Below are 26328 nucleotides of genomic sequence, written 5' to 3' on the forward strand. Positions count from 1 at the left end.
GTTTTAATAAATATAAAATCTCTCTCTTCTTACTCCTTGATTTCCTCAAAAGGAACGTAGTCTCCATCGTCAGCTTTAGTCGTCCGAGGCTTGGATTTAGCTTGGGGTGGTACATAGTCCACATCAATGCTCCCTTCTCTCTTGGTGGCCTCCTTTTGTCGATATGCCTGTTCAGATTGCTGTCTATGTACTTGAGTGATGATATAACTCTTAAACAGCAATTTGAACAAAGGCCTAATGACGTAGATAAACAAGAAAATAAGTCCGAGAATCTTTAACATGTTTCTATTTTTTGTCTATTAACGACTTAAATATAAATTTCGTTCCCCATACACCTTCCTGAAAAACTCATCTTTCAAATCATCAATGAAATATATCGCTTCCCCAGTGGATTTCATCTCGGGACCTAATTCCATGTTGACATTCGGAAATTTATTGAAAGAAAATACAGGAATTTTGATAGCGTATCCTTTTTTAACGGGTTTGAAGTCAAAATCCTTTACTTTTTTATCTCCCAACATCACCTTAGTGGCATAATTGACATAAGGCTCTTGGTATGCTTTACAAATGAAAGGTACAGTTCTGGAGGCCCTTGGATTGGCTTCAATGATGTAGACTATTTCATTTTTTACAGCAAATTGAATATTTAACAAGCCCTTCGTTTTTAAAGCCACGGCTATTTTCTTCGTATGATCCTCTATTTGCTTGAGAACATGCTCCGATAAATCAAATGGAGGTAATACAGAGTGGGAGTCTCCCGAGTGAATTCCTGCTGGCTCAATATGTTCCATAACACCAATGATGTATACATCTTCACCATCACAAATAGCATCCGCCTCCGCTTCAATCGCATTCTCAAGGAAGTGATCTAATAAAATTTTATTGCCTGGGATATCGCGTAAAATATCCACCACATGTTGTTCCAACTCTTGCTCGTTGATGACAATCTTCATGGATTGACCTCCCAAAACATAACTTGGACGAACCAACAAGGGGTATCCTAACTCACGACCTAAAAGCACGGCATTATCAGCATCTTCACATACCCCAAACTTAGGATAAGGAATATCTAGGTCTTTCAAAAGACTAGAGAATGCACCACGATCCTCAGCCAAATCCAAGGCTTCAAATGAGGTACCTAAGATTTTAATTCCGTATTTCGATAATTTCTCTGCTAATTTTAAAGCCGTTTGTCCACCCAATTGCACAATCACCCCTTCTGGCTTTTCGTGCTGAATGATGTCATAAACATGCTCCCAGAATACAGGTTCAAAGTATAATTTATCCGCAATATCAAAATCCGTAGAAACTGTTTCCGGATTAGAATTGATCATGATCGTTTCATAACCCGCTTCTTTAGCTGCTAAAACACCGTGCACACAAGAATAATCAAACTCGATACCCTGTCCAATACGGTTAGGGCCTGATCCTAAGACAACGACTTTCTTACGGTCAGATGACTTAGACTCATTATCCATGGATTCCGTACTTTGTCCAAAAGTAGAATAGTAATATGGCGTTTTCGCTTCAAACTCCGCTGCGCAGGTATCCACACACTTGTATAGTCGCTTGATGCCAAGGTTATTACGCTTATCATACACTTCTGATTCTAGGCAACGCATCGCATGGGCAATCTGACGGTCAGCAAAACCCTTATGCTTCGCTTCTTCCAATAAATCCGTTGGAATGGTCGCCAAAGTATATCGTTCAATTTCCTTTTCTACACGAACTAAATCTTCGATTTGGTATAAGAACCATTTATCAATTTTGGTCAATTGCTGAATGGTTTTGAAAGAAATACCCATTTTAAAGGCATCATACACATGGAACAAACGGTTCCAAGATGGATTGGCCAATGAATGCATGATGGCATCCTGATCTCTCAATTCTTTACCGTCCGCACCTAAACCATTACGCTTAATTTCAAGTGATTGACAAGCTTTTTGTAAGGCTTCCTGGAAATTACGACCAATTCCCATGGTCTCACCTACTGACTTCATTTGAAGGCCCAATGAACGATCAGCGCCCTTAAATTTATCAAAATTCCAACGAGGAACTTTCACAATTACATAGTCTAATGCTGGCTCAAAATAAGCCGAGGTAGTACCAGTAATGGCGTTGGTCAACTCATCTAAGTTATAACCGATTGCCATTTTAGCGGCAATTTTTGCAATAGGATAACCCGTTGCTTTAGATGCTAGAGCAGAAGAACGAGAAACACGTGGATTGATTTCAATAGCGATGATTTCATCCGTCTCTGGGTTCAAAGCAAACTGTACGTTGCAACCTCCTGCAAATTTACCAATGGCGTTCATCATCATGATGGCCATATCACGCATGCGCTGGTAAATGGTATCTGGTAAAGTCATGGCAGGAGCCACCGTGATGGAGTCTCCCGTATGAATACCCATAGGGTCAAAATTCTCAATCGAGCAAATGATGATAACGTTCCCTAAATTGTCACGCAATAGCTCCAATTCATATTCCTTCCAGCCCATGATGGACTGTTCTACTAAAACCTCGTGCGTAGGAGACGCATGCAAACCTTTATTCAAAGCAGCATCAAAATCTTTGGGATCATTCACGAAACCACCCCCTGTTCCACCTAAGGTGAAAGAAGGACGAATAACTAATGGAAAACCTGTTTCTTGAGCAATCTCTTTACCCTCTAGGAAAGAACGGGCTGTTCTACCTTTACACACTCCCACACCCAATTCCAACATTTTCAAACGGAATTTCTCGCGATCTTCTGTTGTCTCAATGGCCTTGATGTCAACCCCAATAATTTTTACTCCATATTTTTGCCAAACTCCTGCTTCTTCACAGTCTATCGCCAAGTTCAAAGCAGTTTGTCCACCCATGGTAGGTAATACAGCATCTATTTGATGCCTCTCCAAAATGTGAATGATGGAAGCTCTATCTAATGGCTTCAAATACACATGATCGGCATTCATAGGATCCGTCATGATGGTAGCAGGGTTGGAATTGATCAGAATCACTTCGATTCCTTCTTCTCGTAATGAACGAGCTGCTTGAGAACCAGAATAATCAAACTCACAGGCTTGACCAATTACAATAGGACCAGAACCGATAATCAGGACGGAACGGATAGATAAATCTTTTGGCACGGGATGAATTTATTTTGTATCAATAGAAAACAAATTTTTTGACCTTTACACTTAGGCTCAAAAATTGTACAAAGTTAGCAGTTGAAGCCCGAATTGGGAAACGTTCTTGAAAATAAAAATCAGGAATTTTAAGCTTATAGAGCTTTTCACTCATTTGATTTCATTTCGTCCCATTATTTCCCGTAATTTTGATAAAAATTCAAATACCGTGATCAAAATAATCGTGGCTTGTGATGAAAAAAACGTCATCGGCAAAAATAATCAACTCATTTGGCACCTTCCGGCCGACTTGAAACATTTCAAAAATTTGACCTCGGGACATTCCATCATCATGGGAAGAAAAACGTTTGATTCGATTGGAAAAGCCTTACCCAACCGAAATAATTTGGTGGTTAGTCGGCAAAGTAAATTAAATGCCGAAGGGATTATTCTATGTCAGTCCTTGGATGAAGCTATCTTGAAAGCCCAGAGTTTATCCAGAAGTGATGTTTTCATTATTGGAGGAGCCGAAATATACAAGCAAGCCATGGAAAGGGCAGACCAAATCATCCTCACTCGATTACATGATTATTTTGACGGAGACACCTATTTTCCTGAAATTACAAGCCAAGATTGGGAAATCATTCAAACAGAAAGAGGAATAACAGATGAAAAAAATCCCTATCAGTATAGTTTTTTAACCTACCAACGAAAAGTTTAAGATGGAAAGAAAAGTGGCATTATTGGATCAAGCTATCCGATTGGATGAATTTTATCCTTTTCTACAAGACGATGTAGCTGGAGGAATTTGCTTATTCATTGGTACCATTCGAAATAAAAATCAAAATAAAGAAGTGAAATCATTGGATATGGAGGCTTATCCTCCCATGGCAGTGAAACAAATCAACCTGCTGATTGATCAAGCAGGAAGCCAGTGGCCCATCCAAAAAGTAGTTATGGCTCACCGAACGGGTCCTTTGCAAATTGGTGACATAGCCGTTTTGATTGGAGTTACTTGTGTGCACCGAGCAGAAGCCTTTCAAGCTTGCCAGTGGTTGATTGACCGCCTAAAAGAAGAAGTTCCTATTTGGAAAAATGAGTTTTATGAAGATGGCTCCTCTTGGCTTGTTCCCCATCCTTGAGCCAACATAAGGTTACAACCCCTTTGTTCCGAATTATCAAAACGGCCCAGCACTTTAAACCTTACACCATCAGGCTCCAACGAACCTAGATCTTTTGTTTCAATAAAAGAACAAGAATCAATATTAGCCAAATCAATTACTTTAATACCTCCCACTCGACCCGCCTGAGTTACTTGTCCAAAGGGGTCATTTACTTCCCTCAATAATACACGCATACTAATTCCGGGAGTAAACACGCCAGCTTTATCGGCATAGGCTTGAGAGAACAATTCTGTCATTCCGTATTCAGAAGCTACCTGTGTCAAATGCATTTTCTCTTGAAGAAAAGCATGGACCTCTTCGCGTAACCATTCTGTTCTACGGCCTTTCATACCTCCGGTTTCCATGACCATGATTCTTCCTGAGGCAACGGCTTCCTTCCAAAATGAAAAATCTTGACCTGAATCCACCCAATCCAATAAGCCAAAAGTAACGCCCATCAACCATATCTTCCTGTGAGTTTTTAAAGCAGCCTTAACATTCTCCACCAAAGCATCGTATTGGTTAAGATAAAAACCAGCTACGTTAGATTGAGACTCTTTAATGAAATAGTCCATCATGAACACCAAGGAAGATGTACTTCTTTCTAAATAGGAAGGCAAAAGCGCAAAAATATGGTAGTCTTTTAATGACCCATAATTTGCTTCAAATATCTTTTTAGCTTGATTTTGATAAAATGATGGATCACAAACAATGTGTTTAGAGGGAATTTGACCTGTGGTACCTGAACTTTCAAACTGAAATAAAATGGGGGCAAAACCTGTTTGAACAAGGTGGTTTTTAAATAATTCAATGGGTAAAAAAGGAATATCCCTGATTGAGGTGATACCCTCAGCATCTACCCCCAATAAACTCAAGTATAAATGGTAAAGGGGATTGTGCGTAGATTGATAGCGAAAAACGTCCAAAGCGAGTGTGTCAAAATCAGCATTCTCCATCTGACTTACTCGTTTTTTTAAGCTCAAAGAAAGGCTTTCCCAATCTTCGTTTCCTCGCTGCATAGCTTTTTTTGAAATTATGCACAAAATTAATGCAAATCATTAACTTTACGCTTCTAATTACCACCGAATCTTCATGATTAAACTAGGTAGTCTCATCACACTCTTTGTATTATGCGCTTGGGCGTTCATTGCCTGCGTACAAGAACCGGATTATAGCACTACGCCTAGCATTGAATTTGAATCCATCAAGAAGATTACTAAAATCAGCAATGACGGTTTTGGAGGTAAAGCCAAAATAGATTCGGTCGTGATGACCATCAAGTTTCAAGATGGAGATGGGGATTTAGGCATTACTACGGCGGAGAAAAATTCAGATCCTAAATACAAAGATTACCGCAACTTTGAGGTAGATGTGCTATTAAGGAAAAATGGACGTTTTATTCCCGTAACATTTAGCCCCAAATTAGGAGGTCTGATGAATTTCCCATTCAAACCTGATCAAAAACCAGGACCCATCGAGGGATCTATTTCCTATTCCACCCAATTTGTGTATGCATTTTACAAGGGTTATTCCCCTGAATTCACCGAGAAAAACGACACATTGGCTTTCCGTATTTCCATTAAAGACAAAGCATTTCATCAAAGTAACACGATTGAGACAAGTCCGATCGTGATTTTTCAAGACTAAACATACCTATGATTCTACGTTATTACCGCACCTTCAGCTTGGCTGTTCTATTTCTATTGGCTCATGTGAGCTTAGCTCAAAAAAGTGTTAGTTTAGAAGATGTTTGGCAAAATTATACCTTCCGCCAAAGAAGCATTCAGAACTTAAATTGGACCAAAGATGGGCAACATTATACCGAATTAAAAGAAGGCAAAATCATTAAATACTCGGTGGTAGATCCTAAAAACTCAGAAGTGCTTTTTGATGAAGAAATACATCGAGTGGGAGGTAAAAAAATCAATGTCCAATCATTTAGTCTTTCTTCCGATGAACTAAAAATCTTAATTTCTACCGAGTCGGAACAAATCTATCGACGTAGTTCAAAAGAGAATAATTTCATTTTTGATCGCCAAAATAAATCGATTGTTCCTTTATCTAAATCGGGTAAACAGATGCATGCTAGTTTTTCCCCCGATGGAAAAAAAGTAGCTTTTGTCAGAGACAATAACCTTTTCTTAGTGGATTTAACTACCGGCAAAGAGAAGGCAATTACCACATCTGGGAAATTTAATCACATCATTCATGGTGCTTGTGATTGGGTGTATGAAGAGGAATTTTCTTTTGCTAAAGCCTTCCAATGGTCTCCAGATAGCAAAAAAATAGCCTATTATACCTTTGACGAAACAAAGGTTCCGGAATACAATATGCAAATGTGGGGCGAATTATACCCGAAAGATTATCGCTTTAAATACCCTAAAGCAGGGGAAGCTAATTCCATAGTTAGCCTTAGTGTATATTCGTTGACAAGTCAAAAAAACATCGCCATCCAAGTTGGAAAAGATAAGGACCAATACATTCCTAGAATGAAGTGGACAGCTAGTTCCGATTGGGTTTCTTTCATTCGTTTAAATCGCTTGCAAAATCACATGGAAATCCTACATGCCTCAGCCAAGGATGGTAGCTCCCAATTGATTTATGAAGAAAGAAGTAACACTTCCTTAGAAATTGAGGCGATTGGAAACGATATCACCTATTTACCTGACCAAAAGCGGTTTATTTTATCCTCAGAAAAATCGGGTTTCAAACATTTGTACATTGCCGATATCGCGACCAGAAAAGTGGAACCCATCACCAAAGGGAATTGGGACGTAGAAGATTTTTATGGATTTGATGAAAAAAGTCAAACACTTTATTTCAACGCCGCTGCTAAATCAGCCATTCAAAGAGAAGTGTATAAAATTCAATTGGATGGTTCTAACTTCCAAATGATTTCTCAGCATGCGGGTACCAATACGGCCAACTTCAGCCCTGATTTTTCCTTTTACATGCTGTATTTTAGTTCCGCAAAAGAACCTTTACAAATCAGCTTAAAGAGTAGTCAAGGAACCTTGATTCGTGTATTGGAAGAAAATAATAAGTTAAAGCAACAGTTAAAAGACTATGGCATAGCTTCCCGTGAGTTTTTACAAATTCCTTTAGCTAATGGGGAAAATTTAAACGCCTATACCATCAAGCCTAAAAACTTTGACCCCAACAAAAAATACCCGGTGTTAATGCATGTCTATGGTGGCCCAGGAAGCCAACAGGTATTGGATGCTTATCCGGTTAGTAATGATTTTTATTGGTATCAAACATTATTAGACAAGGGATATTTAATCTATTGTGTGGATAATCGTGGTACGGGTGCGCGAGGAGTAGATTTCAAAAAAATCACTTACCAGAATTTGGGAAAAATCGAAGTGCAAGATCAAATTTACTCAGCCCAATATTTAGCAAAATTACCTTATGTAGATGCCTCGCGTATCGGAATATGGGGATGGAGCTATGGCGGATTTATGTCGTCCAACTGCTTAATGCAAGGAGCCGACGTGTTTAAAGCAGCTATTTCGGTAGCCCCGGTGACTAACTGGCGTTTTTATGATAGCATTTATACGGAGCGATACCAAAGAACTCCTCAAGAAAATGCGAAGGGCTATGATGATAATTCACCAGTAAATCATGTCAATAAATTGAAAGGAAATCTCCTACTGGTTCATGGAACTGGCGATGATAATGTGCATTTTCAAAATGCCGTGGCTTTGCAAGAGGCTTTAATCAAGGCAAATAAACAATTCCAAAGTTTCTATTATCCCAATAGGAACCACAGCATTGCAGGAGGAAACACCCGTTATCATTTATATCAAATGATGACTAATTTCCTTTTGAAGAATTTATAATGATTTGAGAATTTGATAAACATCTGAATTTAACCGGTAGGTATACATACGTTGATCTTTCTCATCGGTATGTACATCTAAGATCTGGTCCTTCCCTAGTAGAAGACGCAGTGTTTTTGTCAAATTCTCAAACATTTTGGCTCTAAATTGACGTTGCGACTCAGGCGAACTTTTATGTTTGCCGAAAAACGCGATGATCTGATGACCAGAAACAAATCCGGTGGAATAATTCAAAAGCAGAAAATCCAAAAGCATTTTTTCATTTTCCCCCAACATGATTTTTAAGTGCTTAGCCAATTTTCTTTTTTTCCATTTTTGGAACAAAAAGATAACTAGAACGATAAAACCGAGGGCCAACAATATATAAGACCCCTCGATAATGGACTGATACCAAGGCACTTGATTTAGCTTACCTAAATATTCCGATTCCCGAAGTACCTCATTCACCATCATCCGATAATTTTTGATATTATTTGGAGAGGATTGGTAAGATAAATTGGTCCAAATCAAAGTATCTCCATTAATATGCAATGCCTTGTCAAAATTTCCGCTATTGGGGCCTTCTAAAACCAGGCGTTTACTATTTTTCCAACTATAGGTTTTAAAGTCATCTAGCACATCAATAATGTAGATGGCATCATAGTTCTTTTCACCACCAGATTTATCTAATAAAATAAAATATCGACCATTAAATAAATAATGTCGAGTTATATCCTTTTCCAGAAAGGATTTAATTTCCTCCAATTCAATGCTCCCCTTGATGACAAATTCACTATTTTCAAAATTGTACTCATAGATGTCCCAATCAACCAAATCATTGTGCTTGGTGTCCGTATCATTGATTAAGTGGTTTGCCATGGTTATAAACCTGTCCCGACTTGGAACATAAGCCGTCAAGCCCATGGTGATGGCAGCAGGGACGTCCCCCTTGGCTTGAATGCTCAACCATTCTTTTCCATCCGCGTTATATTTGGTCAGTATATTGGTGGAGGTCCAAAATCCATATCCTCCAAAAGAATATAGAATTCCGTTTCGGTAAAATGAATGGCTTAAGCAATTAGCTCCTCGATAATAGGTATTGTCTATTCGCTTAAGTATTAGTTGTTTTTTATTAATTTGATATACTTGGTTGGTACAATAAATTAATAAATATGCCCAGTCAGAATTTTCAATTTTAAATTCTTTAACCGCATAATTCGCCGAAATCAAATCTGCTCTTTCAACATTTTCAAGGGATAATACTCCTAGATTCGACCAAGGAAGCCCATTTTTAGTTCTTAATAAGTGATTACTTTCAAAATCAATTTTATAAAAATATCCTGTACTTGGACTAAACCATTCCAATGCTTGAGCTAAAACATTTACTTGTATCAATAAAAAAAGAGCTAAAATGTAATAGCGTATTCGCATGTTTAAGTTAATATGGATGATAAAAATGCAATTTTTTCAAGCAAAATTGTCACATTCTTAGGAATAGATTAAATGGCAATGCCCAATTTTTCAACAAAAATGGCTAATTTTACGCATTAAAGTTTAGTCCATCCATTGGATTAAACCATATAAATCGCTTATGACCCTACACAGAGAAGGAAAAACTATCTTATTGACAGCCATCATTATCGTTTTAGCTATAAATGCTTTAGTGGCTTATTTTCTACCAGAACAAGTTTACATAAGGGAAGCGGTGGTTGTCATAACTGCCATCTTTTACTTGCTTTTGCTACAATTTTTCCGAGTTCCCAAACGTGTTACTAACATCAACCCTCAAGATATTATTGCCCCAGCTGATGGTAAAGTGGTAGTTATAGAAGAAGCTGTTGAGACCGAATATTTCAAAGATAAACGCAGACAGGTGTCCATTTTCATGTCACCAATTAACGTACATATCAACTTTAATCCGATTTCTGGTATCGTTTCTTATTTCAAATACCATCCAGGTAAATACCTGGTTGCTTGGCATCCTAAATCCAGTACTGAAAATGAGCGTACTACCTATGTGGTTAAGCATGAAAACGGAACAGAGGTATTATTCAGACAAATTGCAGGGGCATTAGCCAAAAGAATTTGTTGGTATGCCAAAGAAGGAGATGCAGTTATCCAAGGCACCGAATTCGGCTTCATTAAATTCGGAAGTCGAATTGACATCTACCTTCCGCTAGATGCGGAAATCTGTGTCAAATTAGACGATAAGCCTGTAGGAGGTGAAACCGTCATTGCTAGATTAAAATAACCCCATTCATCATCTTTAGTTAATTCTACCTAGGAAGATTCCTTCCCTTGGCTTAATTTAGTAAAAATCGACAGCCATGTTTAGAAAATTAACGGATTTTTATCGTGCTTGGACCTATGAATCTGAAAGCACCATTAAGATGTTTCAAGCCATGAAGGCAGGGGAATTCTTAGATAATCCTAGTGAAAACTTCAGAAGTATAGCCCGTTTATCTTGGCATATTACAGAATCCATTGCTGAGTTATTACATCAGGCAGGATTAAAAGAAGTAGATGGGATAGTGGATGCGACTAAGGAAAAGAATGATTTAAACCAATTAATTACTGAATACCAAAAATCATCTGATTCTTTACTCCTAGCATTAAAAAATCACTGGACCGATGAAATGCTTAGCGAGCAAGTTCCTATGTATGGAGAGCAGTGGACAAGAGGTGCGGTATTGAGTATTTTGATTCGTCATCAAACTCACCATCGTGGACAATTAAGTGTATTGATAAGACAAGAAGGTCTCAGTGTACCAGGCATGTATGGCCCATCAAAAGAAGAATGGATTGCCATGGGAATGAAACCGCTAAGCTAAGGGTTTACACCCAGGTCGAATAATTTTTTTCGATTAGATCAATAATGGCTTGTAAACCTTCTCGGTCTATTTCACTAAAATCATCCAACAGGTCTGAATCCACATCTAGAACCATCAGCACTTCCCCTGCTGAATCCATGACCGGCAATACAATTTCCGATTTAGATGCAGAGGCACAAGCAATATGGCCTGGAAATTCATCCACATTAGGAACGATAATACTTTCTTGAGTACGATAGGCATGCCCACACACGCCTTTATGATAGGGAATTCGGGTACAAGCCACAGGCCCCTGAAAAGGTCCTAAAACCAATTGGTCCTGCTTATTCAAATAAAAGCCTACCCAGAAAAAACCAAAATACGCATGGATTGCTGCCGCAATATTGGCGAGGTTGGCATATAAATCCGTTTCCCCTTGGATAAGCGCTTCCACTTGGGGAATTAGCGCCTGATATTTATCCGCTCGGCTACCTTCAACTATGTGTAAATCTTCCGCCATAGCACTAAACGAATTTCTCTACAAAATACTTTTTAAGCCAAGAATCCTTTGCACTAACTGGCCATTGGGTTCGATATTCGCCTAAATCTTTAACTTGAGGAACAGCAATTAATGAATCGGGAGTGATTTGACCCTCAGCTACGGCTTGTTTAATTCCCAAAAATGGAAATAACCTGAGCGTCTCTCCTTGGACCAATGCCACTGATCGATCGAAGAAATCAATACCTAACTGAAAGGCCAAATCTTTAAACCAGCCAGTAGAAGCATCAATAGAACAGCCCGAAGCCGCATGGTGCTGCTCATCTACAGCAATTACGATGATTTGATGATAACGAATTTGAAAGGAGCCCGACAAGGGTACTCCATGTGCATTCCAATCAAGTACAGCTTGCTTCAAATAGGATTGAACAAAAGCATATTCATGTTCATTGAAAGCTCTATTTGCTTGGTAAATCCAAACGCGTGCATGGTTGGGTAATTCTTGAAATTCTATGTTCATATTTTTATATCATGGTTTGCTGAACCAATTCAGCCAAATCAACTACTTGTATTTCTTTATCTTTTCCGTGTTTGTTCAATCCATCTTGAATCATGACCATACAAAAAGGACAAGCTAGCGCTACCTTTTGCACACCTGAATCAATGATTTCTTGCGAACGCTTAGTTTGAATGTCGATACTCCCCTCCTCTGGCTCCTTAAATACTTGTGCACCCCCAGCGCCACAACATAAACCTTTAGTTCTACAACTTTTCAGTTCTTTTAGTTCCTTTTTTAAGCCTTGAATTATTTCCCGAGGTGCTTCATAAATTCCATTTCCTCGTCCAAGGTAACAGGAATCATGGAAGGCTACCGCTTCTTTCTCTTCCTCTTTCAATTGGATTTTACCTGCAGCTAATAATTCCGCCAATAATTGGCTATGATGTATCACCTCATAAGTACCACCTAATTCAGGATATTCACTTTTTAAGGTATTGAAGCAATGAGGGCATGCTGTGACAATTTTTTTTACCCCGTACATATTTAGCACCTCAATGTTGGACATGGCCTGCATTTGGAATAAAAATTCATTACCACTTCTACGAGCAGGGTCACCAGTGCAAGACTCCTCGGTTCCCAGCACAGCAAAGGAGATTTCTAGGCTTTGTAATATTTCACAAAATGCTCTTGTAACTTTTTTATAACGATCATCAAATGAACCTGCACAACCCACCCAAAATAAAAATTCAGGGCTTTCTCCTTTAGCGGCCCATTCAGCCATTGTACTAATCTTCAATTCCTTGCTCATCTTTTTTTAACTTATTTTGTTGACGCATTTGTTCTACGGTTAATCTAGAGCCGTCCGGACTCCATCCTGGAGGACCTACCACATAATTCCAAGCAGTTTTAAGGTTATTTGCATGAAAAATATCTTTGACTATTTGTACCCATTCAAAAAACGCAATCTTAGCCGGATTATAACTTTCAATCTGTTTCGTTAAGCCATAATGCGGCCTTTGATTTTCTGCTTGAAAAGAGCCAAACATTCGGTCCCAAAGTATTAAAACACCAGCATAATTAGTATCTAGGTAGTCCAAATCAGTTCCATGATGCACCCGGTGGTGCGATGGGGTGTTAAAAATATATTCATACCATGCTGGCATTTTTTTGATCAATTCGGTATGTATCCAATATTGATATAATAAACTAATTTGTTGAAAAAAGAATACGATAAAAGGATGAACCCCAACTAAAAGTATCCAGGTATAAAATAAAAATGCCCCAGATAAATTCCCCGTCCAGGTTTGTCGAAGTGCAGCCGCTAAATTATACTTTGGAGAGGAATGATGCACCATGTGAGATGCCCAAAAATAGCGTACCTCATGGGATATTCGATGGAACCAATAATAAGTAAAATCATCTGCAAAAAAAGCAAAGACCCAAACCCACCACCAAGAAATGGAAAGGTCAAATAGCCTCCAATGATCGTATACATAAAAATAACAAACATAGATGACCGACTTCGTCAGTAAACCTATGAAAAGATTACCCAGACCGAGTCCTATGGAGGTCAATGAATCTTTAGTTTCTACAAAATCCCGATGTTGTTTAAACACCACATAGGATTCAAAGATGACCGTAATCAAAAAGAATGGGACCGCATAGAGAATTAAATTGGGTGTCATAAATTAAGGTAAGTGAACTATTTCTTTCAAAAATTGAATACTAGCATTCAAAGGCAAATCTGTTCTTTTCGCTAAAATATCAGAAGTAATTACGTGATTTTCAGATAAAGGAAATGCCATTTCTTTTTTCTGGTTTGGTGTTGTCCCTAAAAAAGGAAACATGTGGCGCATAGCTTTTACCGAAACAACGGGATCTTGATGGGCCTCATCTTGGTAATAGTATCCCATGAAGACAGGACATTTGACCATTTCAAATACCTCATCCGTCATTTGATTTGTCAAAAAGTTTTGCAATTCCACCGCACCTTCTAAACGGTAATGTAGGTTCCAATATTGATCATGTGCTGGATTTTGTGCAGGAATATCCCGGTAATCACTACCCACAACCTTTCTTGCCAATTGGAGTCCCCATGGGTTATCAATCAAAATAGCCGCTGGGTCGGCTATGGCAATGCAAGGACTATAAAGCAATAATGCCTTGATCTCAGGATGTCGAGAGGCCAATGAAAGCGATAAAGCCCCTCCAAATGAAGTACCCAATACAATTACATGGTCTCCCATTTTCTTGGCTATGGCCAATTGATTTTCCACACTTTCATAAAAATCATCTGCAGTCACCTGCTTAAAAACACTATCAGATGTCGCAAAACCATGTCCAGCTACTCGAGTCAAAAGTAAATTAGCCCCAAAAGTTTTAGCAATTTGACGATGTACAGGATTTCCTTCCATGTGCGAGGCAGAAAAACCATGCACGTACATAAACACCCATTTCGTTTTTTTAGGATGAAGCGAATCAGCCCAAACAATTTTGGCCTCATTATTCTTTTTTATTTGAGGAAAAGCCGACTCCTTATCATGTAAATATTGAGATAAGGCAGTAAGGGAATCTGGGATGTTTTTCCAGGTGACGCCCCTAGATAAAGTAGGTTCCTGCGGACTAGGGCCAAGTGTAAAAAATAAAATTAGGCCAAGTACGATGGGTATAAAAACTTTCTTCATAAGATTAGGATTTAGCCCAGTTTAAACGGTCCCCTGGATTAAATTTCCACGGTGCTTGATTGGTTTCTATATTAGAAAACATACTATTCCAAGCGGCAGGAGCGTCAGACTGTTCCATGATTTGATAACGGCGAAGTGCCAAGATGATATTTAAGGGAGATAATTCCATAGGGCAAGCTTCGACACAAGCCTGACAGGTAGTACAAGCTCTTAATTCCTCCGCTGAAATATAGTCCCCTAATAAGGACTTCCCATCATCCACCCATTGACCCTTATTTTTGGCCAAAACACTGCCTACCTCCTCTAAACGATCACGAGTATCCATCATGATCTTCCTTGGCGAAAGCGCCCTTCCCGTTTGATTGGCAGGGCATTGTTCGGTACAACGGCCACATTCGGTACAAGAATAGGCATCCAAAGCATTTTTCCAATTCAAATCCATGACATCCTTCGCACCAAAACGCAATTGATCAGGGCTTGTGGTATTTTCCTCAACAGGTTGACCTAGCATCAATTTTACCTCATGGGTAACTGAAGGCATAGGACTCATTTTGCTATGGGGTTCTAAGCTTGAAAAATAAGCAGCAGGAAATGCAAAGAAAATATGCAAGTGCTTGGAATAGGTCACGTATAAAGCAAAACTCAAAATCCCTACAATGTGAAACCACCAGGCCACACGTTCAATAATCAATAAAGTTGGGGTAGAAAATTGAGTGAAAAGAGGGATGAAATGCTCAGACACCACAAATGCTCCCACGGGCTCAAAATGCTCAATTTGCCTAGCTTGTAAGACTGCATCACTGGCATTCATGGTCCAAAGTGCTAACATAAGTACACATTCAATGGCCAAAATGATGTAGGCATCCTGGATGGGAAATCCTCTTAATTCCCGATGGGAATCCGATTGAAGACGCTGTACTTGACCTAATCCACGACGAAGGAAAAAAACGACACAAGCGATAAACACCCCGAATGAAAGAAGTTCGAAAAAATTCAATAAAATGGAATAAAAAGAACCTAAATAAGGGGCAAATACCCGGTGAGTTCCTAGAATTCCATCGATGACAATTTCCAAAATTTCAATATTTATCAAAACAAACCCGATATATATTAAAAAGTGAAATATTCCCACCAAGGGTTTTTGAAACATTTTCTTTTGACCAAAAGCTAAGAGAAGTACGCGTTTCCATCGATCAGCAGGACGATCTTGCAACTCAATGGATTTAGCCAACCGTACCGTGGCTATAATAAGCTTAAAGCGTTGCGCTACCAAATAACCTAAGCCAGATAGCACTAAAATAAAAAGAACTTGGAGAAAAATATGCATGATTGATGAGTGTTTTGCTGAATCTTTTTCCCTTAACGCTGTCAAGGTTTCAAACCTTGACAGCGTTGTTGAAATGCCAATAAAGCTAAGTTTTTTTACTCAAAGTTTTCATCACATTTCTGATATTTTTTACCAATTATTTTAGATTAACATTCTAGCTAATTCATGACATTTGTCTCCTCACCTTAAACCACTTACATCATGAAGAAAAACACAGAAGCTATGGTACCAGATCAATTGTACCATGTATTTAACCGGGGAATCAACAAAACTAAAATTTTCAAAGAATATAGAAACTACCGATTCTTTAAGAGAAAATATCAAAAATACATTTCACCCATCGCTGATACGTATGCCTATTGTTTATTGGGCAACCACTTTCATTTCCTTCTACGAATAAAATCCGCACAAGAAATTTTTGAGTTCAAAAAAATTAAAACTGAACAAAGAAATCAAATTGATATTTCTAGACTTATTTCCCTTCAATTTGCCACTTTATTTAATTGTTATGCCCAAGCATTTAATAAAACCAATGAACGAACTGGAGGACTATTTGAAAACCCATTTAGAAGAATTGCGGTAGAGGATGAAATTTATTTTAACCAACTTATTAAATACCTCCATTTTAATCCAGAGAATCATGGCATTGTACATGATTTCAAACAATATAAAAACTCTTCATTTTATGATATTGCTACCATGAAAAAGAGCTTTATTGACAAGGAATCTGTTCTAGAATATTTTGGTGGAATAGATGAATTCCTTCAATTTCATGAAACTAAATTGGATGAAAAAAACATTATCAGTTTACTGTTAGAATAATTCTAAAATTAATTCGTTTTCGCAACGCTGTCAAGGTTTCGAACCTTGACAGCGTTAGGAAAAAAATCATCCTAAGTTCAGCTCTTTCAAGAGAAATCTTCCCGTATGGCTTCCCTTAACTTTGGCCACTTCTTCCGGTGTACCAAAGGCCACAATTTGCCCTCCAGCAAGTCCACCTTCGGGACCTAAATCAATCACATGATCAGAAACTTTGATGACGTCTAAATTATGCTCAATTATCAAAACAGTGTTTCCCCTATCCACCAATTTCTGAAGAACTTCCAATAATAATTTCACATCTTGAAAATGTAAACCCGTAGTGGGCTCATCCAATACATATAAAGTTTTACCTGTATCTTTTTTAGACAATTCCTCAGCCAGTTTCACTCGCTGGGCCTCACCCCCAGATAAGGTAGTGGCATGCTGACCTAAGGTAATATAGCCCAAACCTACCTCTAATAAGGTTTTAACCTTCCTGTAAATTTTGGGTTGATGTTCAAAAAACTCCAGTGCCTGCTCCACTGTCATATCCAATACATCCGAAATGGATTTGCCCTTGAAACGAACTTCCAGTGTCTCCCGATTAAATCGTTTGCCTTTGCAGGACTCACATTCCACCAAAACATCTGGCAAAAATTCCATTTCAATTTTCTTTCTACCAGCTCCTTCGCAGCTTTCACAGCGCCCACCTTTGACATTAAAACTAAAACGCCCTGCTTTATATCCTCGAATTTTAGATTCAGGTAATTCACAATATAAGGTGCGAATATCACTGTACATATTGGTATAGGTAGCAGGGTTGGAACGAGGTGTTCTTCCAATGGGCGACTGATCTACTTCAATCACTTTATCAATCAATTCCAAACCTTCAATACCCTTAAAATCCTTTGGATCCCGCTTTGTTCTATCAAAATGCTGCTTCAATTTCAATACCAAAGTATCATGAATTAAGGTCGATTTACCCGACCCCGATACACCCGTTACAGAAATCATTTTTCCTAAAGGAATACTGACTGTCACGTGCTTCAAATTATTCCCGGAAGCACCTATTAATTTAATCTCCTTTTCTGAGCCTTTTCTGCGTTTTTTAGGTATTTCAATAGCCAGTTGACCGTTTAAGTATTGAGCTGTAGGTGTCTGTAATTTCAAAAATTCAGCCGGGGTTCCTTGACCAACAATATGACCACCATGCCTGCCTGCGCCTGGTCCAATATCCAATAAATAATCCGACTCCAGCATCATGTCCTTGTCATGCTCCACCACTAATACACTATTCCCCAAATCACGCAAATCCTTCAATGCTTGGATTAATTTTTCATTATCCCTTTGATGCAGACCGATACTTGGCTCATCCATGATGTATAAAACTCCTACCAGTTGAGTACCAATCTGGGTTGCTAAACGAATGCGCTGTGCCTCTCCTCCTGATAAACTTTTCATAGGTCTATCCAAGGTCAAATAGTTTAATCCTATTTGAGTCAAAAATCCAATCCGTTTTTGAATCTCTTTCAACACTTCCACACCAATTTGTTGCTGCCTTTCAGAAAGCCTTAAAAATAATCCTTCAAACCAATGCTCCAAATCTGAAATATCCATTTGGGCTAACTCCCCAATATGTTTATCGTCTATTTTAAAACAAAGTGCCTCTTTCTTTAAACGGTAACCTTGACAATCTGGGCAGGTTTTCACTTCTAAAAAGTCCTTTAACCAATCTTGCGTTTTCTCCGACCCACTCTCTTGTTGTCTTTTCAAGAAATGAATAATCCCATCGTATTTGGTCGTCCATTCTGTCCCTACATATTTTTTAGATGGCACAGGAACAGGCTCATCCGTTCCATACAACATCATTTCAACAGCTTTTCTTGGGAACTTAGCAATGGGCGTAGATAAGCCTACCTGATAGGGCTTCAGTAATACCTCCAACTGTTTGAATATCCACAAATCGCGGTATTCGCCTATGGGAGCAATGGCCCCGCGTATAATACTCAATTCTGGATCTGGGATAACAGACTCTTCCGTGATTTCTTCGATTTGCCCCAAACCATTACAGGTAGGACAGGCCCCATATGGACTGTTGAAAGAAAAGGTATTAGGGGCAGGTTCATCATAGGATAAACCTGTTTTAGGGTCCATTAAGGTTTGAGAAAAATAATGCAGCTTCCCTTTTTCATCCAGAATAAAAACCTGGCCTTTACCCAAGTTCATGGCTGTTTGTAAACTTTGGGATATTCTAAATCGATCATCCTCTTTCACCACCAATCGATCTACGACAATCTCGATGTCATGTACCTTGAATCGATCAACTTGCATTTTAGGCTCTACCTCCACAATTTCGCCATCTACCCGAACTTTAGTATAACCCCATTTGGCAATTTGAACGAATAATTCGCGGTAATGACCCTTGCGACCTTTAACCACAGGAGCTAATAACTGAACTTTCCCCCCTTGAAATTGCTGTAAAAGAGTACTGATAATTTGATCAACCGACTGCTTGACCATTTTTTCTCCCGACAAATAGCTGAATGCTTCGGAGGCACGAGCATAAAGCAAACGCAAGAAATCGTAAATTTCTGTGGTAGTACCAACCGTCGAACGTGGATTTTTGGAAGTGGTTTTTTGTTCAATCGAAATAACTGGTGAAAGTCCTTCAATTTTATCCACATCCGGCCTTTCCATATTACCTAAAAAGCTTCTCGCATAAGCTGAAAAACTTTCCATGTAGCGTCTTTGACCCTCGGCATAAATCGTATCAAAAGCTAGACTGGACTTACCTGAACCGGAAATTCCGGTGATAACGACTAATTGATTCCTAGGAATTTGAACGTCGATGTTCTTTAAATTATGCTCACGAGCACCTAAAACTTCAATGTGAGAAAACCCTGTTAAATCTTTAGGTGGCTGCATATTTAGCTTACAAATCAATCACCAAAGGTACAAAAAAAAGAGGCTGCCCTGGTAGGACAGCCTCAATAAAAATTATGAATCTTATTTATTCAATAACTCATCAAAAGTAATGCTAACATAATAGATACTACCTACTGTAGGATTACCCCATCCTGTCGTATAAGCTTCTCCTAATAAGTTAGATGCTCCTACCTTGACAATAGATTTGATACTTGCTACTTTCTTGCTTATTTGGGCATCTAATGTACTGAATGAAGGGATAATACTTTGCTGAGTTTGGTTTAAGATTTGGTTAACAAAACTTGACTGCCAAACATATTCATCTTGGTATCTCCAAACAGTACTGAAGCCCCAACCTGAACCACCAATATTGCGGTTAGCCAAAGTGATGTTGGTACGATAAGCCGGTGTATTATAGGCTAATTGATAATTGCTCAAACCACCGTTGTCATTAACCGTATTGTACGAAACATTTCCTCCTAAGGTCCAATTTGATGGAAGTCTATAATCTAAACTTAATCCCCAACCACTTGTTTTAACCAAATTGTCTACGTTAGAAGGGAATGAGAATACTTTATTTCCAACCACCGTATTATCTCTATGTTGTTGAGGTAGTTGAACTACAACTTGACCAGCCGAGAAGTTGGTAAATGTACTTTGATAATAATAGAAATCAGCTAATAAATTATTACCTAAGTTTCCTTTGTAACCAACCTCAAAGGTACGAACCTGCTCAGGCTTCCAGGCTTTGGCAGTGTACACCTCTGGCTTACCTGATAATACAGATTGTAGAGTAAATGAATTACCAGACAACTTATAACGATCTTGTACCACCGGAAGACCTCCTAATAAACGAGCAGAAGGAGTATTTAAATCAATGTATTGATCTTGCGTGGTAGGAATACGGAAACCTGTTTGGTAAGACGCTCTAAAATTAGATTGACCTACGGTATAAACCCCTGATAATCTTGGGCTATACTGACCTTCGAAATTCTCGTTCTTATCATAACGCATCGAACCTGTCAACTTAAATTTATCCTGGAACATTTTCTTAGCTAGCTGTAAGTAACCACCGTACTCATTGATCGAGAATTCTTGACCATTATCCTGACGCGCAAACAATGTACCTTCTGAATTCAAGGCATAAATTCGGTAATTAGCCCCAACAATCATTTCCAATTTATTATTTAAAGCCTCAGTGAAGTTGTACATACCTTCATAATGGTATAAGGCTGATTTGTCTAAGAAACGGGCTCCTTGAGGAAGAGGTCTACCTTTGATAGTCTCCACAGCTGAATTAAATGCTGCGGTTCCTGGAATCAAACGATTGGCATCTGCTACCGCACGGGCATTGTTATGATAGGTATTAAATGCGGCTTGCGTAGTAGCAATCGCGTTACCAACCGCCAAGGTTGGATTTCCTGTTTGTGCTAAAGTAGTTCCTAACACAGTACCAAAGTTGGTCAATGCTTGGGTAGCAAATGCACCAAAGTATTGTGGATACCAAGTAGTACTTGGCTTAGCAGCCTCATTCACTATTTGACCTAAAGTTCCCGTAGCATAAGCGTCTCCCGAATTCTCTTGAGTGGTATAAGCTCTTAAGAAGAAATTAGAACCCTTTAACTCAGCTTTGTATTGACCCATGCTAAAATTTTTGATCGAATAACGATCCGCTCCAGTATATACGGTGGTACCTTGACCATAAGAACCTTGTAAAATCAACTCCACTTTGTCATTGAATCGATAATGTAAGGCTGCATTAAATTTCATGTTGCGGTTGGCATACGAAGCTAAATCACGCTCCGCATATCCTTCACGTGAAATGTTTACATTAGGTACAATATATCCCAAAATAGCCGAAGGAGATAATAAACCACCTGTTGCTCTTGAAATCTGATTAATACCAGCAGTCAAAGGATTCGTAGGGTCACCCAAAACTGGAGTCAAAGAACTCAACATATTCACATTGGTCTCATCTCCATAAATATTAACACCATTGTAGGCTAAGTTCGTAGAACGACCACCTAGACCTAATGTTCTTCCATTTAATAAACTTTGATCACGGTAATCAGAGGCCTGCCAATCTTCTGCACTTAAAGTATTGAAATTCAATTTGAAAGCTACCTTATTATTGAAAGCCTTCGCATAGCGAATAGAAATATCACTGTAAGGTGTATTTTGAACAGTACGATTAGGAGCATCCATGAATCCTCCCTTGATTTGGGCACTTAAACCTTGATATAAAAATGGACTCTTTGAGTTCATTAACACAATTCCATTCATGGCATTAGGGCCATATAAAGCAGAAGATGCCCCTGGCAATACTTCCACATTTTCTAAGTCTAATTCAGAAATACCGACAATATTACCCACAGAGAAGTTCAAACCTGGAGCTTGGTTATCCATGCCGTCAATCATTTGAACCACACGTACGTTACCATTACTACCAAATCCTCTCATGTTGATAGAAGAAAAAGAAACCGACTGAGTGACCATTTCAACCCCCTTCATGTTACGAAGCGCATCATAAAACGATGCAGCTGGAGTTTCTCTAATACTTCTGATGTCCATTTTCTCAACCGAAACTGGCGACTTCATAACACTTTCTTCTACCCTACTGGCAGAAACAACCACATCTTGACCAAGCACTGATTGCTCTTTAAGATTTATTTTAAGGTCCGTTTTATTTCCGGTAATACTAATTTCTTGTCTTTCATAACCCACCATTGAAACAACAATGGTAAAAGGAGTTGGAGTAGATGTACTCAAAGAGAAATTACCCTTAGCATCCGTTATTGTTCCAATAACTTTGCCTTTAACAGCGATACTCACACCGATTAAAGCTTCTTTAGAGGCTGCATCTGATACTTGACCTCCCACTTTCGTTTGAGCAAGCACAGAAAAACTCATCAAAAACATCACTAAAATAGCGGGTAGGAATTTGGTAGATAGTCTTTTCATGTTGATAAATTTAGATAACAATTTAAATATGGCACTTGACCACAAACAAATCTAAGGAAGAAAATAGAATTGCGCACTCATTTTATCAAAAAATTACCAATTTTTCAATAAATACTTAAATATTAGCCTTTGGCTTAGATTCCAAAAAATAGGCCAAGGCCAAAGAACTTTAAATCCAAGGAAATTCTTGTTAGCTTTGAAATGAAATTCAGAAAAATCAATACAAATTTGTTGATTTTGAATGAATACGAATATGCCAATTAGGAATGAGGGGCTTATATTGAGGTAAATTCCTAGGAAGATTCGTTCATTTGATTGAACGTTTATACGTATGAAAGACAATTTCCTTATCATCATGGCTGGCGGAATAGGCACTCGCTTTTGGCCAATTAGCAGAAGTGCAAATCCAAAGCAGTTTCACGATGTTTTAGGAGTTGGTAAAACCATGCTTCAGCAAACCGCCGAACGTTTTCAAGGTATCATTCCGCAAGAAAACATCTATGTGGTCACGAGTGAAGAATTTGCGAACCTAGTAGAAGAGCAATTACCTTTTTTAAGTAAAGAGCAAATTTTAAGGGAACCTCAACGGAAGAATACGGCACCTTGCATCGCCTATGCTACCTATAAAATCTCTAAAAAGAATAAAAAGGCAAAATTCATTGTAGCGCCTGCGGATCACGTTATTCTAAAAGAACAAATTTTTCAGGAAAACATACGAACGGCCTTAGAGGTTGCCGATGAAAATGTATTCGTAACCTTGGGCATCATTCCCACCAGGCCTGATACAGGATATGGCTACATTCAATATGTACCCAACGAACATAAAGCCCAAAAAGTAAAAACTTTTACCGAAAAGCCTAACCTGGAATTAGCCCAAGCTTTTTTAGAAAGTGGCGATTACGTATGGAATGCAGGGATTTTTGTCTTCAAATTAGCCACCTTCAAAAAAGAGCTAGAAAAGCATCAATCTCGAATGGCTGAGCAATTTGAGGAAGGTTTAAGTCATTATTATACCCAAGAAGAAGAGAGCTTTATTAAAAAGGTTTACGGGGTATGTAAAAATATCTCCATGGATGTAGGCATCATGGAAAAGGCACAAGAGGTAAAAGTCATACTTTCTGATATTGGTTGGTCAGATTTAGGTACCTGGCAATCATTGTATGAAATCAATGAAAAAGATGCCGATCAAAATGTAATTGAAGGTAATGTGATGACTTACGATACACAAAATTGCATCATTAAAACGCCAGTAGAAAAGTTAGTGGTCATTCAAGGATTAAAAGGCTTCATCGTGGCCGAACATGGAAATGCCCTAATGATTTGCCCCAAAGATCAAGAACAAGAGGTAAAGAAATTTGTGGAAGATGCCACAGCCAAAGATCCTCAGTTTAGTTAGCGTTCGCTAAATCAATTAAATCTTGAAAACTCGTTAAGACTTGAATTTTATCAGGGATTTCATGACCAAACATTAATAATTGATAACCTGTCAATAGAATATTGGTATTGGGTATTTTTTCTACCAATTGCTCTAAATAAGTCGGCATGTCATCCGGATTAGGCTGAGAGGTGAATACACTCAAGATATAATCGGGTTGATGAATCTCATGTGCGATGATCAATTCTTCGAATGGTAGCGATTGTCCTAGGTAAACGACTTGATGTTTTCTAGAACGTAAAATATAATTAGCAAAAAGTAAACCTATTTCATGCAATTCACTTTCTGGCAAATACAATAGAAACTTTTTGGCATTAGGTTTGATGCTTAAATCCAATTGGTCAATGGCCGCAATCACCTTTTGACGAATCAAATGGCTGATAAAATGTTCTTGGGCAGGACCTACCGAGCCAGACAACCAAAGGGTTCCCAGGCGCAGCATGAAAGGATGAATAATTTGGATGAGGTAATCCTCAAATCCATGCTTTTGAACAATGTTCTTAGTCAGCTGCTGAAACATCGCCTCATTTAACTCCAGCATGGAGATGGTTAAAGCTTGGATCTGATCAGGAAAATGAAGTGTTTCTTCGGATAAGCGAAGTAAATTGGCAGAGCGCTCGCTATCGCTCATTTTAGCTATTTCAGAGATTTTAAAATCCCCCCTACTTTGCAAAATGGCAATATTCAAGACCAACTTTAATTCTTCATCTCCATAGGTACGAATGTTGGTATCCGTCCTCTCAGGATTAAGAATACCATACCTTTGCTCCCAAATCCGTAAAGTATGAGCTTTTATGCCACTAAGATGTTCTAAATCTTTAATTGAATAAATACTCATGAGCTAGTTTATCTATACAGTGACTAACCTGATATGTCTAAAAATTGTTTTCAAGTTTTAAATTAAGCTTGTAAAATTATCCAATGGCCTAAGAAAAACATAAACTGTAAGAGCATTATCCACCGAAATAAGGAGGATTTACTGGTAAATTCCCCAGATTGAAAAACCCAATGAAAAAAGAAACTAGCAATCCACCAGGCACCAAAGTTTTGAACCGGAATTTGTCCACCGGACCATTGCCAAAAATCAAAGTGAATAGCTACGGGCTCAATCAATAAATCCAAAGCTGTCATTAAGCCCGCTCCTAAAGCTGCTCTTCCTATTTTTCCTCCTACGTTCCACTCTTCTACAACCGCACTAGACCCTAATACTAATATCAACCAGTTGATACCTATGGTAATGGGAACTTCCATTACCTTAAAACCCAAGGTTTCTCCATAATGGTAAACCCCAAATATTTTCCCAGTTCTTACCCCAACCACTTCCAAAAACCATGCAGCTACAACAATTCCACCCATGGTTAGGTAGGCCGACATGCTTGGTTTAGGAAAGTAAAACAAACAGATAAAGCCCGTAAACCACAAGGTTAATGGAACTAAAGAGATAAATAATTCCCGCGTAGCAGGAAGGTTCATGCCCACTAAACCTGCGGCATATAAAACAATAAGAAACCTTTTTAAAAAAACGCCAGACATATTACCTAAACCAAATTTAAATTTAAGCCCATTCTTCAGGCTTTTCTAAAACATAACCATCTTCCTTCCGTACATGCAAAGGAAACTGATTTTCTACTAATTTCTTTCTTCCTATCATTTGAAAAGCTTTTGCTACAGCCACCACTGACTCATTTCTTCTTAAAGGAGGGAAAAAGACAACTACTGATTTATCTAAAAAATGTTCATTAACACTTTGAATACAAGGTACAAAATCACTATCTCCAGAAACGACAATGGCTATATCATATTGATCTTGAAAAGCATCCATCAATAAATGAGTAGCTAAATTAACGTCTGTCATTTTTTCATTGGGGATAATCCAACTATTACCACATTTTCTACAATCGGTAAATTTCGCTTGATAAGAGCCATAAATAATATTTACACCTGTGGATTCTAAGGCTTCCAAATACGTGGTTTGCCTTTTTTGCTTCGGGGGATTATGGGTAATCCGACTCGTAAAATATTTAATCTCCACCAGTTCTTGATTTGAACGTAAAAAACTTCGAATAAGCTTCTCGACATTCAGCCACTTGCAATTTCTAAAACCAGCATCCATCATCCCAAAATATAAATTGGAACCATCGATGTAGGCCTTAACCCGATATTTTTTATCCTTCATGAATTTTTTTCTACAATGAATTGTATCTTTGTGCAAGAACTTCTTCAAAGATAGCATCTTTGGAATGATGCCCCACCTAGGTGGGGCATTTACTTTTTATGGACATCCCTATTCTTGGTA

23 protein-coding genes are annotated in these 26328 nt (G+C 38.4%); 8 read left to right on the forward strand and 15 right to left on the reverse strand.

Annotated elements, in window-relative coordinates; translation table 11 throughout:
* Positions 1-29: 29 nt before the first annotated feature.
* Positions 30-281 carry a hypothetical protein gene (locus tag SKC36_RS05820; protein WP_223142922.1) on the reverse strand — a complete coding sequence of 84 codons (252 nt, stop codon included), beginning with the start codon at positions 279-281 and terminating at the stop codon, positions 30-32.
* Positions 282-299: 18 nt separating this feature from the next.
* Positions 300-3128: a carbamoyl-phosphate synthase large subunit gene (gene carB / locus SKC36_RS05825; protein ID WP_459454135.1), complete on the reverse strand. Its 2829-nt coding sequence runs from the start codon at positions 3126-3128 to the stop codon at positions 300-302.
* A gap of 208 nt (positions 3129-3336) precedes the next feature.
* Between carB and SKC36_RS05830 the strand changes: the two genes are divergently transcribed.
* Positions 3337-3828 carry a dihydrofolate reductase gene (locus tag SKC36_RS05830; protein ID WP_459454134.1) on the forward strand — a complete coding sequence of 164 codons (492 nt, stop codon included), beginning with the start codon at positions 3337-3339 and terminating at the stop codon, positions 3826-3828.
* Position 3829: 1 nt separating this feature from the next.
* Entirely contained in the window at positions 3830-4249 is a 420-nt protein-coding gene (locus SKC36_RS05835; RefSeq protein WP_459454133.1) for a molybdenum cofactor biosynthesis protein MoaE, read from the forward strand.
* On the opposite strand, the gene SKC36_RS05840 is transcribed toward SKC36_RS05835, so the two are convergent.
* The gene (locus tag SKC36_RS05840; RefSeq protein WP_459465171.1) at positions 4210-5289 is read right to left on the reverse strand and encodes a LuxE/PaaK family acyltransferase; all 1080 of its coding nucleotides are present in this window, start codon (positions 5287-5289) and stop codon (positions 4210-4212) included. The two genes, SKC36_RS05835 and SKC36_RS05840, sit on opposite strands and share 40 nt — an antisense overlap.
* A gap of 73 nt (positions 5290-5362) precedes the next feature.
* Here SKC36_RS05840 and SKC36_RS05845 point away from each other — a divergent pair, with 73 nt between their 5' ends.
* Positions 5363-5917 carry a hypothetical protein gene (locus SKC36_RS05845; RefSeq protein WP_459454131.1) on the forward strand — a complete coding sequence of 185 codons (555 nt, stop codon included), beginning with the start codon at positions 5363-5365 and terminating at the stop codon, positions 5915-5917.
* Between the two features lie 8 nt (positions 5918-5925).
* Positions 5926-8112, forward strand: coding sequence for a S9 family peptidase (locus SKC36_RS05850; RefSeq protein ID WP_459465173.1), 2187 nt, complete (start codon positions 5926-5928; stop codon positions 8110-8112).
* Here SKC36_RS05850 and SKC36_RS05855 read toward each other — a convergent pair.
* On the reverse strand, positions 8107-9522 hold the full coding sequence (locus SKC36_RS05855; protein WP_459465175.1) for a hypothetical protein: 1416 nt from the start codon (positions 9520-9522) through the stop codon (positions 8107-8109). The genes SKC36_RS05850 and SKC36_RS05855 overlap by 6 nt on opposite strands.
* A 160-nt stretch (positions 9523-9682) precedes the next feature.
* Here SKC36_RS05855 and SKC36_RS05860 point away from each other — a divergent pair, with 160 nt between their 5' ends.
* Positions 9683-10342 carry a phosphatidylserine decarboxylase family protein gene (locus tag SKC36_RS05860; RefSeq protein WP_459454128.1) on the forward strand — a complete coding sequence of 220 codons (660 nt, stop codon included), beginning with the start codon at positions 9683-9685 and terminating at the stop codon, positions 10340-10342.
* A gap of 76 nt (positions 10343-10418) precedes the next feature.
* Positions 10419-10922 (forward strand): DinB family protein, encoded by a 504-nt coding sequence (locus SKC36_RS05865; protein ID WP_459454127.1) that lies wholly within the window; start codon positions 10419-10421, stop codon positions 10920-10922.
* A 4-nt stretch (positions 10923-10926) separates the two neighbouring features.
* Here the strand turns inward: SKC36_RS05865 and SKC36_RS05870 are convergent, their stop codons facing one another.
* From SKC36_RS05870 to SKC36_RS05895, 6 genes are read right to left on the reverse strand one after another with little or no spacing between them, the layout of a single operon-like run.
* Entirely contained in the window at positions 10927-11421 is a 495-nt protein-coding gene (locus SKC36_RS05870; RefSeq protein WP_459454126.1) for a GAF domain-containing protein, read from the reverse strand.
* Between the two features lie 4 nt (positions 11422-11425).
* Positions 11426-11920 (reverse strand): hypothetical protein, encoded by a 495-nt coding sequence (locus SKC36_RS05875; RefSeq protein ID WP_459465177.1) that lies wholly within the window; start codon positions 11918-11920, stop codon positions 11426-11428.
* Between the two features lie 4 nt (positions 11921-11924).
* Entirely contained in the window at positions 11925-12707 is a 783-nt protein-coding gene (locus SKC36_RS05880; RefSeq protein ID WP_459465179.1) for a (Fe-S)-binding protein, read from the reverse strand.
* A complete protein-coding gene (locus SKC36_RS05885) occupies positions 12685-13584 on the reverse strand; it encodes a sterol desaturase family protein (RefSeq protein WP_459465181.1) in 900 nt (299 codons plus the stop codon). The genes SKC36_RS05880 and SKC36_RS05885 overlap by 23 nt, the downstream gene beginning before the upstream one ends.
* 3 nt (positions 13585-13587) lie before the next feature.
* Entirely contained in the window at positions 13588-14583 is a 996-nt protein-coding gene (locus SKC36_RS05890; RefSeq protein ID WP_459465183.1) for an alpha/beta hydrolase, read from the reverse strand.
* Positions 14584-14587: 4 nt separating this feature from the next.
* Positions 14588-15910, reverse strand: coding sequence for a 4Fe-4S dicluster domain-containing protein (locus tag SKC36_RS05895; protein WP_459465185.1), 1323 nt, complete (start codon positions 15908-15910; stop codon positions 14588-14590).
* A 201-nt stretch (positions 15911-16111) separates the two neighbouring features.
* On the opposite strand from SKC36_RS05895, the gene SKC36_RS05900 reads away from it, so the two are divergent.
* The gene (locus tag SKC36_RS05900) at positions 16112-16732 is read left to right on the forward strand and encodes a transposase (protein ID WP_459454120.1); all 621 of its coding nucleotides are present in this window, start codon (positions 16112-16114) and stop codon (positions 16730-16732) included.
* A gap of 66 nt (positions 16733-16798) precedes the next feature.
* Here the strand turns inward: SKC36_RS05900 and uvrA are convergent, their stop codons facing one another.
* Positions 16799-19636 (reverse strand): excinuclease ABC subunit UvrA, encoded by a 2838-nt coding sequence (uvrA, locus tag SKC36_RS05905; RefSeq protein WP_459465187.1) that lies wholly within the window; start codon positions 19634-19636, stop codon positions 16799-16801.
* An 81-nt stretch (positions 19637-19717) separates the two neighbouring features.
* Positions 19718-22597 carry a TonB-dependent receptor gene (locus SKC36_RS05910; protein ID WP_459465189.1) on the reverse strand — a complete coding sequence of 960 codons (2880 nt, stop codon included), beginning with the start codon at positions 22595-22597 and terminating at the stop codon, positions 19718-19720.
* Positions 22598-22928: 331 nt separating this feature from the next.
* Here SKC36_RS05910 and SKC36_RS05915 point away from each other — a divergent pair, with 331 nt between their 5' ends.
* Positions 22929-23993, forward strand: a complete 1065-nt coding sequence (locus SKC36_RS05915) for a mannose-1-phosphate guanylyltransferase (protein ID WP_459465191.1) — start codon at positions 22929-22931, stop codon at positions 23991-23993.
* Here SKC36_RS05915 and SKC36_RS05920 read toward each other — a convergent pair.
* The 3 genes from SKC36_RS05920 to SKC36_RS05930 form a co-directional block, all read right to left on the reverse strand.
* Positions 23986-24870 (reverse strand): MerR family transcriptional regulator, encoded by an 885-nt coding sequence (locus SKC36_RS05920; RefSeq protein ID WP_459454116.1) that lies wholly within the window; start codon positions 24868-24870, stop codon positions 23986-23988. The two genes, SKC36_RS05915 and SKC36_RS05920, sit on opposite strands and share 8 nt — an antisense overlap.
* 62 nt (positions 24871-24932) lie before the next feature.
* On the reverse strand, positions 24933-25565 hold the full coding sequence (locus tag SKC36_RS05925) for a carotenoid biosynthesis protein (RefSeq protein WP_459454115.1): 633 nt from the start codon (positions 25563-25565) through the stop codon (positions 24933-24935).
* A 22-nt stretch (positions 25566-25587) separates the two neighbouring features.
* Entirely contained in the window at positions 25588-26208 is a 621-nt protein-coding gene (locus SKC36_RS05930) for an NYN domain-containing protein (RefSeq protein ID WP_459465193.1), read from the reverse strand.
* Between the last annotated feature and the right edge of the window lie 120 nt (positions 26209-26328).

Source organism: Aquirufa sp. OSTEICH-129A, assembly GCF_054558355.1.

Excerpts from the sequence above, each read along its gene's own strand:
- SKC36_RS05840 (WP_459465171.1), bottom strand. The coding sequence starts at position 5,289 with ATGCAGCGAGGAAACGAAGATTGGGAAAGCCTTTCTTTGAGCTTAAAA.
- SKC36_RS05835 (WP_459454133.1), top strand. The coding sequence starts at position 3,830 with ATGGAAAGAAAAGTGGCATTATTGGATCAAGCTATCCGATTGGATGAA.
- uvrA (WP_459465187.1), bottom strand. The coding sequence starts at position 19,636 with ATGCAGCCACCTAAAGATTTAACAGGGTTTTCTCACATTGAAGTTTTA.
- SKC36_RS05925 (WP_459454115.1), bottom strand. The coding sequence starts at position 25,565 with ATGTCTGGCGTTTTTTTAAAAAGGTTTCTTATTGTTTTATATGCCGCA.
- SKC36_RS05865 (WP_459454127.1), top strand. The coding sequence starts at position 10,419 with ATGTTTAGAAAATTAACGGATTTTTATCGTGCTTGGACCTATGAATCT.
- SKC36_RS05895 (WP_459465185.1), bottom strand. The coding sequence starts at position 15,910 with ATGCATATTTTTCTCCAAGTTCTTTTTATTTTAGTGCTATCTGGCTTA.
- SKC36_RS05855 (WP_459465175.1), bottom strand. The coding sequence starts at position 9,522 with ATGCGAATACGCTATTACATTTTAGCTCTTTTTTTATTGATACAAGTA.
- SKC36_RS05910 (WP_459465189.1), bottom strand. The coding sequence starts at position 22,597 with ATGAAAAGACTATCTACCAAATTCCTACCCGCTATTTTAGTGATGTTT.
- SKC36_RS05885 (WP_459465181.1), bottom strand. The coding sequence starts at position 13,584 with ATGACACCCAATTTAATTCTCTATGCGGTCCCATTCTTTTTGATTACG.
- SKC36_RS05920 (WP_459454116.1), bottom strand. The coding sequence starts at position 24,870 with ATGAGTATTTATTCAATTAAAGATTTAGAACATCTTAGTGGCATAAAA.
- SKC36_RS05860 (WP_459454128.1), top strand. The coding sequence starts at position 9,683 with ATGACCCTACACAGAGAAGGAAAAACTATCTTATTGACAGCCATCATT.
- SKC36_RS05900 (WP_459454120.1), top strand. The coding sequence starts at position 16,112 with ATGAAGAAAAACACAGAAGCTATGGTACCAGATCAATTGTACCATGTA.
- SKC36_RS05875 (WP_459465177.1), bottom strand. The coding sequence starts at position 11,920 with ATGAACATAGAATTTCAAGAATTACCCAACCATGCACGCGTTTGGATT.
- SKC36_RS05880 (WP_459465179.1), bottom strand. The coding sequence starts at position 12,707 with ATGAGCAAGGAATTGAAGATTAGTACAATGGCTGAATGGGCCGCTAAA.
- SKC36_RS05870 (WP_459454126.1), bottom strand. The coding sequence starts at position 11,421 with ATGGCGGAAGATTTACACATAGTTGAAGGTAGCCGAGCGGATAAATAT.
- SKC36_RS05915 (WP_459465191.1), top strand. The coding sequence starts at position 22,929 with ATGAAAGACAATTTCCTTATCATCATGGCTGGCGGAATAGGCACTCGC.
- SKC36_RS05820 (WP_223142922.1), bottom strand. The coding sequence starts at position 281 with ATGTTAAAGATTCTCGGACTTATTTTCTTGTTTATCTACGTCATTAGG.
- SKC36_RS05850 (WP_459465173.1), top strand. The coding sequence starts at position 5,926 with ATGATTCTACGTTATTACCGCACCTTCAGCTTGGCTGTTCTATTTCTA.
- SKC36_RS05930 (WP_459465193.1), bottom strand. The coding sequence starts at position 26,208 with ATGAAGGATAAAAAATATCGGGTTAAGGCCTACATCGATGGTTCCAAT.
- SKC36_RS05890 (WP_459465183.1), bottom strand. The coding sequence starts at position 14,583 with ATGAAGAAAGTTTTTATACCCATCGTACTTGGCCTAATTTTATTTTTT.
- SKC36_RS05845 (WP_459454131.1), top strand. The coding sequence starts at position 5,363 with ATGATTAAACTAGGTAGTCTCATCACACTCTTTGTATTATGCGCTTGG.